This is a genomic window from Caldithrix sp. (assembly GCF_056497305.1).
On record NZ_JBSMDE010000004.1, the window covers coordinates 55,010 to 68,089 of the forward strand.

Genomic DNA, 13,080 nt, shown 5'->3' on the forward strand with positions numbered 1-13,080 from the left:
TCCATTTCGCCTTAATAAAACATCATTGCCGAAAGGATTAAGCCCACAAAAGCGACAGCCCAGGTGTAGGGCAGGGTATTCCAGAGGATTTTCTGCACGTCCACTTTCAGCTCATTGGCCAGCCACACATTGTGCGTGTTTGTGGGATCGCTAATGCCCTGCACCTGGCCTACTGCCATTAATAGTCCCATTACCGCTCCGGGATTAAGGCCGCTGGCCAGAAAGACAGCCGCCAGTCCATAGCCCATGCCCCACACGTTCAGCGGGCCACGGTACAAAGCCAAAGGCGCGGCCAGCCCAAAGAGCAGAACGTAAACAAAACCGCTGGCAGGAACCAATTTACTGATGAAAGGCTGCAAAAGGCGCAGTACTGGCCAGGGATCGGTACTAAAACCAGCTGGCCCCATAATGGCGTTCAGCAGCATGCCAATGCCCAGCATCAGCACCACGGCGGGCATAACCACCGCTCCGCCTTCTAACAGCGCACCGATGAATGTGTTTAGATGGCCTTTTCGGTAAGTGGCAAAATAGCAAAAAATCAATCCGCAAATAAAGGCCGCAATAAAATTCATCTCGAACAATAAAATCAATAACAGGGGCAGGATAGGACTGAGGTAAGCTGTCCAGAATATGGCCGGTTCCTGGTTGGCCCGTTTTCTGTTAAAAGCAAATTGAATGGAAAACAGAAAAGAAAGGAGCAAAAACCCGGCCACAATCCATTTAAAAAGATGAAAGATTTGCCCTGAAATGCCATGGAGTAAAAATTTTTGCTGCTCCGGAAGAAACCGGTACGCTGTAAAGAAAAGAATCAACAGAATTAAAGTCAAAACGCTGTTTCGGACGATCTTTTTTAAAGGCAAATTTTGTCCGCTACGATACAGTTCAATGGTGATGTAAGCCATGGCCATAATGAAGGTAACCAGGAACATCAGCAAAGCAAAAGGCCGAATCTGCTCTACCGTCAGGTTCATCACATCGATGTACACGGCCCAGTTACCGACGTTTAAAATGCCACCCATGGAAAGACCGATCAGAAAGATGCTGGCTACGGTAAGGGGGCGCAGACCAATAGCCGACAGGATGGGCAGTACAATGGTGGCTACCATGATGATAGCGCCCAATCCGCCTAAAGTGGTAAAAAGGGCGGTGATTAAAACGAGCATGAGTAGCGAAATACCCCAGGGACTGTCTCCGGCCAGCTCTGCACCATACTTGATCAGATTATGGGCCACGCCGGTCTTTTGTAAAAACACGCTGAGCATGCTACCAAACAGGACAATGGTGTACGCATTATGCAGTCGTAATGCGCCTTGCCCGATGACCAGTTGTAAAATATGGTTTAAGGAAACGCCGCTTACCAGGGGAATGAAAAAGGCCATGAGGGGTAGGGCAAGGAGCGCCGGAATTCTCCTGAAAAACATGGCGCCCGCCATGAAAACAAAAATGACGATGATGGTTACAATTTGAAGCAGTTCCATGAAACCAAAAAACTCAATGATTAACTTTATTTTTTTTCAAAAAACACGTATATTTACCATGTATTTGGTAATGTAAGTTAACTAACTTTAAAATACATTGCACAAAATTTTTTCCCATTTTCCGACGTTAAAGAGCAGGGTTTCATAAAATGTTCAAAAAAGCAGATACGCAATTAATTAAACTTTTGAACGAGATTCAAATTCTCAATCTTATTCGTGAAGAGGGTCCCATTTCGCGCATTGAGGTGGCGCGCCGCGTACAGATGTCCAAAGTGGCTGTGTTTGATATCATCAACCGCCTGATTGACGCCGGGTTTGTACTCGATATTGGCAAAGGAGAGTCTACCAGCAGAGGCGGTAAAAGGCCGTCGCTGGTAAAACTCAATCCGGAGCAACACTATGTCATTGGCGTTGCTTTTAAACGACGGGAAGTTCAGATCGCGTTGGCCAATATCGAAGCCGAAATAGTCAATACGGTGCGTTTCAAAATGGCCGTGGGCAGCCCGCCGGAAAAAGTCTTGAAAAAAGTGTTTGACAAAATTGCTGGTTTGCTGGAAAGCGCAGGTGTTGACAGACAGCAAATCATTTCCATAGGAATTGGCATTCCGGGATTGATTGATTACCAGAAAGGAGAGTTGAGTTTTGCCGATACTCTGCGCGGTTGGGCCGGCTTTCCCCTGGTAGATAGGTTCACCCAGGAATTTAAGGTGCCGGTTTTTATTGAAAATGATGTGAATGTTGTCGCTCTGGCTGAAAGTATTTTAGGGGCAGGCAAAGAAAATTCAAATATTGGTTGTGTGTGGATCGGCGAAGGCATTGGCGCTGGGCTGGTTATTAATAATCAGTTGATTCAAGGCTACAGCGGCGGCGCCGGAGAATTGGGCTATTTAGAATTGGAACGCTTTTGCGAACCGGTAAATCGGCTGCCCCATTTGTACCATGGGCAGAAGTATTTTGGAGATATTTTATCCGAAGCCTACCTGGAAGAGGTGATTATCAAAAAATTGGCCGGCAAATACGATTTAAAACGCATGAACCTGGAACGCATCCTGAAATCAAAACTCTTTTTTGAGGAGATTAAGGAGATTCTTGATGAATTTGCCTATTTACTGGCCCTGGCCTGCTCGACTCTTAATAAAATAATCAATCCCGAATTACTGATCCTTTGCGGAAAGGTGATCGATAGTAGCCCGTATCTCTTTGAACAGGTCATGCATAATATTCAACTAAGAGTTCATGATGTGCCCTTTTTGAAAACAAAGATTGTGAAAGGGGCGCTGGGAAATAAAGCCAGCATTCAGGGAACCATTGCCCTGGCCCTTCAAGTGATTTTTGAATCGCGAACCGCAGTAACCAAGCAAAAATTTTGAATGTAACGGCAAACATTGATTAGAAACGGAAGGCCCTCTAACTTTTTGCACATGTGATCATATTTTTTTGCAGAAGGAGTAATCATGCGTAGAACTTTTCTATTTTTAGCACTGATCGTCATCCTCTCCGGTTGTGTCAATTCCGGTTTGTTTTTAAGCGCTAACCAGACGGTTGTGGAATTGAGTGACAGCAACTTTAGCCTTGTGGCTACGGACGTCACTGGAGAAGCCACGGCATCTTATTTAATCGGCTTTGCCTCTTGACCCAGGCGCTCTCTTTAATCAAAATTTCAGGAACAGATGCTCTGTACCAGGAAGCGTTAAAAAATCTCTGGAAAAATGTTGAAAAAGAATTTGGGAAAGATTTGAAAGGGCAGAGACTGGCCCTGATCAATATTCGGTACGACACACAAATTGCAAACTTTTTGCTGTTCAATAAAATCAAGTTGGTTGTCCGCGCCGATGTCGTTCAGTTTCCTTGATTCAACGGCGGGCTCATTCAGCGATTGAGCCCGCCTTCCCCTGATGACTCGCCTGAAAATTACCCGATCTGATGCATCTGCTGATAGGGGGTAACCTCATTTATTTTGACTCTTTTCTTCCCTGAGCATTGACCAAAATGCTACAATCCACAAAAAGGTCAATCGAGCTGTTGAATCGTATTGGTTTTTTGCTTATTAATAATCAGTTGATTAAGGCAGGGAGTACAAGCGCATGAAACTAACGGTCCTGGATATTTTGATCATCGTGGGCTATCTGGTCATTGTGGTGGGCATCGGATTTTTTGTAATGCGTAAAGCGGGTAAAAATATTAAGGCCTATTTTTTAGGCGACAATACCATGCCCTGGTGGATGTTAGGCGTGGCCAATGCCTCTTCCATGTTTGATATTACCGGCACCATGTGGAGTGTGTACATTTTGTTTGTCTATGGATTGAAAGGCGTCTGGTTGCCCTGGATGTGGCCGGTCTTTAACCAGATTTTTTTAATGATCTATTTGGCGATCTGGATTCGGCGTTCCAATGTCATAACCGGAGCAGAGTGGATTGTTACGCGTTTTGGCAAGGCTAAAGGCGCTGAGCTTTCCCGCCTGAGTGTGGTCATTTTTGCCTTAATCAGCGTGATCGGCTTTTTAAGTTACGCTTTTAAAGGCATTGGGAAATTTGCTGCCGTGTTTTTGCCCTGGCACCTGTCGCCTGATGCCTATGCCATTATCTTGATGAGTATTACGACCATTTACGTCATCACAGGGGGAATGTACAGCGTGGTTTTAACCGATCTGCTGCAGTTCACGATGATGACTCTGGCCGCCATCTTTATCGGCATTATTGCCATGGATAAGGTCAATCCGGCCCAGGTAGCGGCCCTGGTGCCGCAGGGCTGGCACGATTTCTTTTTCGGCTGGAAACTCAATCTGGACTGGGGACAGATTCTGCCGGCTGTTAATCAACGCATCGCTCTGGATGGTTGGAATCTGTTTACCATTGTCATCATGATGATGCTTTTTAAGGGGATTCTGGTCAGCATGGCCGGACCGGCGCCAGGCTACGACATGCAGCGCGTCCTGGCTACACGCTCGCCCAGAGAGTCGGCCTTGATGAGCGGGATTGTCTCAGTCTGTCTGGCTCCGCGCTGGATCATGATTACCGGTATCACCCTGCTGGCCATTGTCTTCTTCATGCCTCAATTACAGGCCATGGGACCGAATATGGATTTTGAAATGATTTTACCCTATGTGGTCAATAATTTTATTCCAAACGGTTTGTTGGGCTTGTTGTTAGCCGGATTGTTAGCGGCCTTTATGTCCACCTTTGATGCCACGGTCAATTCCGGCGCCTCCTACGTGGTTAATGATATTTACAAAAAATACATCAATCCCGGAGGCAGTGATAAGCAATTTGTGCGTATGAGCTATTTGGCCTCCATCGGGATTGTAGTGGTGGGCATTGTTGCCGGACTTTACGCAGAAAATATCAACACGGCCATGCAGTTTATCGTTTCCGGATTGTATGGCGGCTACACGGCGCCCAATTTTTTGAAATGGTACTGGTGGCGCTTTAACGGCTACGGCTATTTCTGGGGTATGATTTCCGGTATTGCAGCGGCTCTCATTTTGCCCATCATTTTTCCGGGTACCAGCGCTTTGTTTTTCTTTCCCTTCATCTTTCTCTTTTCCCTGGCTGTCTCGGTGATTAGTAGCTATTTAACGCCGGCCGATGATGAAGCGGTTTTGAAAGCGTTTTACAAATCCGTACGTCCCTGGGGCTGGTGGAAGCCCATCCATCAGAAGGTCGTGCACGAAGATCCGCAATTTCAGGAAAATAAGAACTTTAAAAGAGACATGGTCAATGTGGCTGTGGGGATTGTCTGGCAGCTGACTCTGGTTCTGGTACCCGTGTACCTGGTCATGAAACAAATGAATGAACTGGCGCTCTCAGCTTTGATTCTGATAGGAACCTCCATCTTCTTAAAATTCAACTGGTACAACAGATTGGAAAAGAGTTAAGCAGCGGCTCAATTGTCTTCAAAAGTACTTAAATTTAAACCGAATGCCCATGAATAGGGTCCTCTAAACCGAAGACGCCATGGATCGTTATTTCGAATTGCGTCTGGAGAAAGCGGAGAATTCTTATGGTCAGGTATCTCCCTTCCCCAAAGGTGTCATTCCGGCCGAGCACAAGCGAAAGCCGGAATCTCTTTCATGATTGAAGAGATTCCTCTCACGAGTCCTCACCACCTGGCTCCCTCTTCCCAAAAAGCAATCGAGGGGAAAAACGATGTCGAAAGAAAGTTGTTGTCAATACCGGTAAAGCCTTGTTAAATGCTTAATTTTTAGCTCGTGCAATTTCCCTGCACAGTGTAAGGGATTCTGATCGCGATAAATCGGGATTCAGAATGACACGTCGGCACGGGCCTTCACCGGCTGGGCACCACTTGCCCCTTTACAAAATAATTCGTAATTCGTAATTTTAATTAAAATGCTTTTTTTTTGCTCTTTAAATCCCCGCGAAAATGTTTTGGTTGTGGCCTGGCTGCCTTAGAGCGAACTCAAGATTTTTTTCTGTTTGTTCGAAAATAGATAGAAATCAGTTGCAGGAAGACCAGGCGTAAGTTTTGGGAAGAGGAGCGAGACATGAACAAAATCATCTATTCCCTGCTGTTGTGTGCAGTTATTGGAACGGCATCTGCCCAGGAAATTTCAATGCAGTCCTCCCGATTGCATTCCATTCCTGCACTGCCGGACAGCATGACATTTGAAGAGTTCGGAATGCTGAACAGAGAACTAACCTGGAAGCGTATGATGATCGCGGTTTTTGTGCCGGGGTATGTGCATTATTATGCCCGACACAATAAATTGGCTTACGGTATTAGCGGTCTGCGCTCTATGGGCGTTTTATTAAGCGCGGCCGGCATTTACCGCGAATGGAACGTTACGAAGCAGCTTACCCTGGATGTCCTCAAAAAGATGGATGACAATTTTTTCCTGTTTATGGCCGGTTTTATTTTAAACGCAGCCGGTTATGCCTTTGATATTGCCCATGGCGACTGGCTGATTGAACAGGAGCGGATGAAAATCCAATTTAAATATCGGAAACTGGCAGGCCCCGCTTCAGCGGGGATTTTCGATCATTTGCTGCCGACTTTATCTTTGAATTTAAGATTGAATTTTTAGCCTCTCCGGACATTTTTTGGCCTTAAAAAAAAGTGTAGGTCAGCCCCACTGCCAGCACTTCCTGCAATTGGCGTTTTTTGCTGATGTCCCGATCGTAGAACAGTTTAACGTTGAAGTTGACCGAAATATATTTGGTGATTTTTGAGGCCAACAGATTGTCCCAATTAACATCAATTTCATTGAAACGTTTCAGATTGGAGAACAGCTCCATTTTGCCGGTGTATAGAATGTTTTCCGCTATTTTAAAAGAGAGATCGGTAACGGAGTTTGCTCCGTATTCAATTCGCGTCTTTTTGCCCTGTCCGTAACGATCGGCAAACTTACTGGTAATGGTTTCTTTGAAGGCCGCACCCAGTCGCGTTTTGATGTGGGTGTTGGGTTGGTAGCCCAGGCCCAGAGTCTGGGTAAAATAGCCCGGGTCCATGAATTCAGAAATAACCACCGCGCCCTGGTCTGTGTATTCGTAGCCTCTGGTAAATTGGGTCAGGCCACTGATTGAAACAAAGGGATTGACATAGATGCCCATCTTGTAAGTGTAAACGCTTTCCAGCCGAATCTCATCGGTTGATTTTTTGGAAGCAGCGTCACCTACTTTGGTTTTACCATAAGCAATTTTAATGGTATTCGCCCATTCGTATTTTTCTTGATTGTTGACGAATTTACCATTAAGGTTCAATTGCCAGGCCCAGGCGTTTTCGCCGCCCTGTTGCCAGTTGTCAAAGGTGTTTTGCGTAAAATTAAGATTGCCGGCCAGCTCTTTTTGCCAGCCTGTTTTAGGCTTTTCCTGTGAAAAAACGAGTGTAATTAATAACAGTGTTAAAAGAATGTAACGCATAGCATTCCTCCTCCTACTTTAATAGATGATTGAATTCCAGCTAATAACGATTCGTTAACCGTGCTTTATTCCCTGATTTATGATAGCGAAAAGGCTACCCGAAATTTGGAGATCAAGAATTCAATGTAATGGGCTCAGTTTGTACAGAGAAAAAGCGTTTTGTTATCGCTGTACTAAACAGGGATAAACACGGTCGTTTTGCTCAAGCCGGTTTTACAATATGATTTATTTAAATTTCTGCACAATGAACGGTAGTTGTCTTTTCCCCAAATAGATGGACTCATGCCTGAGGAGCCAGACACCGCAAGCCACTTTGTTTTGGGGAAAACGACAGATCTTTTTTACCGTCGGAACTGGCTAAGAATACCAGACATTGTGATTCTGCAGCCTATTTCAATTTTTTTTCGATACGCGCCCAGCTGTCGCGCAGGGTTACCGTGCGGTTAAAAACCGGATGTTCAGGCGAATGATCTTTGATGTCGGCGCAAAAATAGCCCTGTCGTAAAAACTGAAAGCGTTCGCCAGGACTGGCATTTTTTAAATCTGGTTCGGCAAGGGCGTTGGCAATCACTTTCAAAGAGTCGGGATTAATGTTGGCCGTAAAATCCTGTCCTTCTTCCACGTCCTCCGGGTCTTCCTTTAAAAAGAGCTGTTCATACAGGCGCACTTCAACGGGAATGGCGTGCCTGGCGGAAACCCAGTGTAGCGTGCCTTTTACCTTACGCCCGTCCTGCGTCCAGCCGCCACGCGACTGGGGATCGTAAGTACAGCGCAGTTCTACAATATTGCCCTCTTTGTCTTTGATGATCTGCTGGCAGGTGATGTAATAGGCATGTTTAAGGCGAACTTCTTTGCCCGGCGCCAGGCGGAACCATTTTTTGGGCGCTTCTTCGCGAAAATCCTGGCGTTCGATGTAAATGACTCTGGAGAAGGGGATTTTGCGCGTGCCAGCACTGGCATCTTCCGGATTGTTTTCGGCTTCCAGTTCTTCAACCAGATCATCCGGATAATTGTCAATGATCACCTTCAAAGGGTCCAGGACGACCATGCGTCTTTGGGCGCGTTTATTTAGATCGTCCCGAGCACAATGTTCCAGCAGGGCAAAATCGACCACGCTATTGGCTTTGGCCACACCAATGCGATCGGCAAAATCCCGAATGGCTTCGGGCGTGTAACCGCGCCGACGCAGTCCAGAAATGGTGGGCATGCGCGGATCATCCCAGCCGCTTACGTAACCTTCCTGCACCAGGCGCAGTAGCTTACGTTTACTCATCACCGTGTATGTTAAATTCAATCGGGCAAACTCGATTTGCCGCGGATGGAACACCCCTAACTGATCCAGAAACCAGTCGTAAAGCGGGCGATGGTCTTCGAACTCCAGGGTACAAATGGAATGCGTGATGCCTTCAATAGAATCTTCCAGCCCGTGCGCCCAGTCGTACATAGGATAAATGCACCATTTGTCGCCGGTACGCGGATGGCTGGCGTGAATAATGCGGTACATCACCGGATCACGCATGTTCAGGTTGCCGGACTGCATGTCGATTTTAGCGCGCAGCACTTTTTCACCGTCTTTAAATTCGCCTTTGCGCATGCGTTCGAATAGATCCAGATTTTCTTCCACGCTGCGATTGCGGTAAGGGCTCTCTTTACCCGGTTTGGTAAGAGTTCCGCGATATTCTTTGATCTCTTCTGCGGAAAGATCATCCACATAGGCCTTGCCCATTTTGATGAGCTGGACCGCGTAGTCGTACATTTTTTCAAAATAATCGGAGGCAAAAAACAGGCGGTCTTGCCAGTCAAAGCCCAGCCAGCGCACATCTTCAATGATGGCGTCGATATATTCCTGATCTTCTTTTAAGGGATTGGTGTCGTCAAAACGCAAATTACATTTACCGCTGTATTCCTCAGCCAGGCCAAAATTCAGGCAAATGGATTTGGCATGCCCAATGTGCAGGTAGCCATTTGGTTCAGGCGGGAAACGCGTGTGTACGCGGTCGAAGCGCCCACTGGCCAGGTCTTCATCGATGATCTGTTTAATGAAATTGGTCGGTTTTTTGTTGTTTGCTTCAGACATGCTTTTGCTTCCTCTTCCGTAACCTTGTTTTTTTAATCGGTTAAGTTAAAAATTTTGCGAATAAAGACAAAATAAAAGTTAGGCGGAGACATTAACCGCTCTTTTCCCTCCTGGGAGGGCACACCCTTAGTTCCCCTCCTGGGAGGGGTTGGGGGTGGGTTATCTTTTCAAAAGAAAAAAGAAAAAAGAAAAAGATTAAAGATTGAAGATTAAAGAAGGGAAGTGAGTACAATGGGGGGAGGCATGGGAAGATGGGCATTGGTGGATTAAATGAACGAAGCGAACAACAAATTCAGCAGAAAAAGCGCATCAACTCAATAGATAAAAGGGATAAGTTTCTTAGTGCGTTGTCTGTAATCTTCATAAGCCTGACCAAACGCATTTACCAGGGCCTGTTCTTCAACCTTAATCCGGTAGGAAAAAGCCAGAAAAATGGGCACAAAAATAATCAGCAACGAAAACCAGCTGTTAAAAGCCAGTCCCAATCCTGAAAAGGAGAGTAAACTTCCCAGATACGACGGATGGCGGACAATTCCGTAAATTCCGGTGGAAACGATCTGATGATCATTCAGGATTTGCACATTGCTGGTAAAGTAGCGACGCAGGGTTAATATAGCCAGCCAACGCACAATGATTCCGGCGGCTATTAAAAAGGTTCCCAGTCCCAGGCTTAACCTGCCAGAAAAGGGTAGTTGACCAACCCCCTGAAAACCTACAAAAACACCGGCTGAAACAGAGATAATGATTGTTGTCCAGATAAGCCTCAAACTCTTGCGATCTCGGTCTTTGGCCTCAGATTTTCGATAGGTCAGACGACCGAGCAAAATTTCGCTTAAAATCCAGATCAGACAAACGGCCTGAAAAAAATTGAACAATGGCATGATTGTTTACCTCCTTGGATTTGAATATAAGCAAAAATTCTCATAGATTTCTACGGCATTTGAACGTAAAGGTTACAAATCGGTTTTCATTAAAAAGGAAGAAAATGAAAAAGAAAACAGTTATTACCTATGGCACATTTGACTTATTCCATGTGGGCCACCTGCGTTTGTTGAAACGAGCCAGGGAAATAGGCGATTACCTGATCGTCGGTGTTTCAACCGATCAATTTAATGCGCTAAAAGGAAAGAAGACCATTATCCCCTATGAACAGCGGGCTGAAATTGTTCAAAGCATTCGTTACGTCGATCAGGTGATTCCGGAGGAGCGCTGGGAACAAAAAGCGCAGGACATCCGGCAATATGGCGTGGATGTACTGGTCATGGGAGAAGACTGGCAGGGAAAATTTGATGATTTGCAGGAATTGTGCCAGGTCGTTTATCTGCCACGTACAAGAGGGGTCTCTTCCACACAACTAAAGAATTCGCTGAAGAGTTTACTGGATATTTCGCCCGGCAAACTGCGGGAGGCGATTGAAGTATTGCAACAAATTCTGAAAGACCTGGAATAATGCTCAAAAAACTATTTAAATCACACAAAGTAAGAGCCATCCTCCTGTATCCGCTCTATTGGATGTCCCATTTTATCCGGCGCGATGCGAATCTCTGGTTATTTGGTCCTATGAATCATGCTTTTTTGGACAATGCCAAATATCTCTTTTTACACGTCCGCCAACACCATCCGGAGATCAAAGCCTTTTTTGTCAGCGAAAAGGCGGAGTTGATTCAGCAATTGAAAACCCTCCATTTGCCCGTGCTGAATAAATGGAGTTTCAAAGCCTTTTACTACGGTTTAAAAGCTAAATGCTACCTGATCAGCGCCTACATTGACGACATTAATTTCTGGACATCTGGCGGAGCGCTTATTTTTAATCTATGGCATGGCATCCCTCTAAAAAAGATTGAATTCGATATCAGCAGAGGACCGCTGGCCAAACGCTATCAACAAAAAGATTGGTACACACGCCTCTTTAAGCCCTATTTCTACAAACGGCCCGATTTTGTTCTCTCAACCTCAGATGAGGTGAGCCACCTGTTCTCATCGGCTTTTCGCATTACGGCAGAGCAGTGTCCGGCTCTGGGCTATCCGCGAACCGATATCTTTTTTAAAGATAAAGAGGTCATCCGCCGGCATGTTGAACAGTTTGAACCGATGGCATTACAGGAATTGCTAAATCAGAGCAGCTCTTTTGAACGCGTTATGCTTTACATGCCCACCTGGCGCGACGATCGTTCGAATTTTATTCAAAAAGCATTCCCTAACGTTGTTCAACTCAATCGCCTGTTGCAGGAAAAAAAGACCTTACTGCTCCTTAAACTACATCCCAACGACAGCAGCTTAAAGACTTTTAAAGACCTGAGCCATCTTAAAACATTACCGGCAAAGATCGATGTTTACCCCTTTTTGCCCTTTACCGATGCACTGATCACGGACTATTCTTCCATCTACTTTGATTACCTGCTGCTTAAAAAACCGATCGTTTTTTATCCGTTCGATCTGGACGACTATGTGTGTAAAAGGGAAATGTATTTTGAATATCAGGACGTGGTCCCTGGACCTGTGGTCAGAACCTTTGATGATTTGTTAGACATTTTGTCCCATATTGAACAACTCAGTGTGAATCAAAAATACGAGCAACTGCTCAATCGCTTCTGGTTATACCAGGACGGGCAGAGCAGTGAACGCGTGACGACCTTTTTAAAACAGCAATCCTGCAAGTAGTTTGACCGCAACCGTTAATCGACCGTCGGGAAAACAAAAATCCGCCAATGTTCGAAAGAGCATTTTTAAATTAAAAATTTCGAATTACGAATTATTTGATGCTCAGGGCGTCAGGGAACAGTTGGTGGCCGTAACTCGAGCATTAGTTCGAGACTTATGAGGCAGTCAGGACATTGGCCGAAATGGCAATACGCGGCTTCTTCAGGACTGAGGATGAGGGCTAAAACCAAAATCCTGATTCTCGGGACGGGACATCAAACCATTCAACAATTCAACCAATCAACAATTCAACAGTTTTGCTTCTTCACACTGCATAAAAATTTTCGCATCCCGCCGTGCGGGATAGAAGTTTTGAAGGAAGTATTCTAAGGCAGCACAGCCGCAACCAAAATCAACCACAGAGAGCACAAAGATTTCAAAAAAAAATAAAATTTGTTGACATGTAAGGCGAAGACTCAGCAAATCTGCACAATTTGCTCCCCCTTCCCTTTATTATAAAGAAGGGAAGGGGGGCGGGGGGTTAGGATCTTCATCACAAAAATTTTCGCACGCTAAGACGCTAGATCTTTTGAAGGAAGTATCCTAAGGCAGCAGAGTGGCAACCTTTCAAAAACTGCAAAGGGCGCACAAAAGTAATTTTAATTAAAAATTACGAATTTCGAATTATATTGCGAAGGGGTTAGCTAAGCCCAGGCGGTGAAGGCCTGTCCCGGCATGTCATTTTGAATCCCGCTTCAAACGTAACTCGAGCTTCAGCTCGATACCTCCACTGGCAGACACAAGCGTGGAAAAGTGTATGTGTGTAAGATTTAAGAGTGTAATAGTTAATTAGTTGAATGGTTGAATAGATAAATGGTGCTGAGTGTCATTCTTTTTCCCGATTCATCGGAAAGAAGAATCCCTTACACTGGTAAACTGAACATGCCTTCTCCCGATTTTCAGGGACGAGTAGAGCATTCACAAAGTGCGCAAAGATTGAAAATGGAA

The 13,080-nt window shown here is 45.4% G+C and carries 11 protein-coding genes; 7 read left to right on the forward strand and 4 right to left on the reverse strand.

What is annotated here, in order from left to right:
• Nucleotides 1-11: 11 nt before the first annotated feature.
• Nucleotides 12-1,478 (reverse strand): citrate transporter, encoded by a 1,467-nt coding sequence (locus ACWB0I_RS00535; protein WP_479386071.1) that lies wholly within the window; start codon nucleotides 1,476-1,478, stop codon nucleotides 12-14.
• A 149-nt stretch (nucleotides 1,479-1,627) separates the two neighbouring features.
• On the opposite strand from ACWB0I_RS00535, the gene ACWB0I_RS00540 reads away from it, so the two are divergent.
• The 5 genes from ACWB0I_RS00540 (at nucleotide 1,628) to ACWB0I_RS00560 (ending at nucleotide 6,520) form a co-directional block, all read left to right on the forward strand.
• Nucleotides 1,628-2,848 carry an ROK family transcriptional regulator gene (locus ACWB0I_RS00540; RefSeq protein ID WP_479386072.1) on the forward strand — a complete coding sequence of 407 codons (1,221 nt, stop codon included), beginning with the start codon at nucleotides 1,628-1,630 and terminating at the stop codon, nucleotides 2,846-2,848.
• A gap of 84 nt (nucleotides 2,849-2,932) precedes the next feature.
• On the forward strand, nucleotides 2,933-3,112 hold the full coding sequence (locus ACWB0I_RS00545; RefSeq protein WP_479386073.1) for a DUF6567 family protein: 180 nt from the start codon (nucleotides 2,933-2,935) through the stop codon (nucleotides 3,110-3,112).
• Entirely contained in the window at nucleotides 3,109-3,330 is a 222-nt protein-coding gene (locus ACWB0I_RS00550; RefSeq protein ID WP_479386074.1) for a hypothetical protein, read from the forward strand. The genes ACWB0I_RS00545 and ACWB0I_RS00550 overlap by 4 nt, the downstream gene beginning before the upstream one ends.
• A gap of 232 nt (nucleotides 3,331-3,562) precedes the next feature.
• Nucleotides 3,563-5,353 (forward strand): sodium:solute symporter family protein, encoded by a 1,791-nt coding sequence (locus tag ACWB0I_RS00555; protein ID WP_479386075.1) that lies wholly within the window; start codon nucleotides 3,563-3,565, stop codon nucleotides 5,351-5,353.
• 627 nt (nucleotides 5,354-5,980) lie between these two features.
• Nucleotides 5,981-6,520 carry a hypothetical protein gene (locus ACWB0I_RS00560; RefSeq protein WP_479386076.1) on the forward strand — a complete coding sequence of 180 codons (540 nt, stop codon included), beginning with the start codon at nucleotides 5,981-5,983 and terminating at the stop codon, nucleotides 6,518-6,520.
• Nucleotides 6,521-6,542: 22 nt separating this feature from the next.
• On the opposite strand, the gene ACWB0I_RS00565 is transcribed toward ACWB0I_RS00560, so the two are convergent.
• The 3 genes from ACWB0I_RS00565 to ACWB0I_RS00575 all read right to left on the reverse strand — a co-directional run bounded on the left by ACWB0I_RS00565 (nucleotide 6,543) and on the right by ACWB0I_RS00575 (nucleotide 10,313).
• A complete protein-coding gene (locus ACWB0I_RS00565; protein WP_479386077.1) occupies nucleotides 6,543-7,355 on the reverse strand; it encodes a DUF3078 domain-containing protein in 813 nt (270 codons plus the stop codon).
• A 388-nt stretch (nucleotides 7,356-7,743) separates the two neighbouring features.
• Nucleotides 7,744-9,432 carry a glutamine--tRNA ligase/YqeY domain fusion protein gene (locus ACWB0I_RS00570; RefSeq protein WP_479386078.1) on the reverse strand — a complete coding sequence of 563 codons (1,689 nt, stop codon included), beginning with the start codon at nucleotides 9,430-9,432 and terminating at the stop codon, nucleotides 7,744-7,746.
• Between the two features lie 314 nt (nucleotides 9,433-9,746).
• Nucleotides 9,747-10,313, reverse strand: coding sequence for a methyltransferase family protein (locus tag ACWB0I_RS00575; RefSeq protein ID WP_479386079.1), 567 nt, complete (start codon nucleotides 10,311-10,313; stop codon nucleotides 9,747-9,749).
• Between the two features lie 104 nt (nucleotides 10,314-10,417).
• Here ACWB0I_RS00575 and tagD point away from each other — a divergent pair, with 104 nt between their 5' ends.
• Together tagD and ACWB0I_RS00585 are read left to right on the forward strand one after the other, a co-directional pair.
• Nucleotides 10,418-10,882, forward strand: coding sequence for a glycerol-3-phosphate cytidylyltransferase (gene tagD, locus ACWB0I_RS00580; RefSeq protein WP_479386080.1), 465 nt, complete (start codon nucleotides 10,418-10,420; stop codon nucleotides 10,880-10,882).
• Entirely contained in the window at nucleotides 10,882-12,093 is a 1,212-nt protein-coding gene (locus ACWB0I_RS00585) for a CDP-glycerol glycerophosphotransferase family protein (RefSeq protein ID WP_479386081.1), read from the forward strand. The genes tagD and ACWB0I_RS00585 overlap by 1 nt, the downstream gene beginning before the upstream one ends.
• The last annotated feature ends 987 nt before the right edge of the window (nucleotides 12,094-13,080 follow it).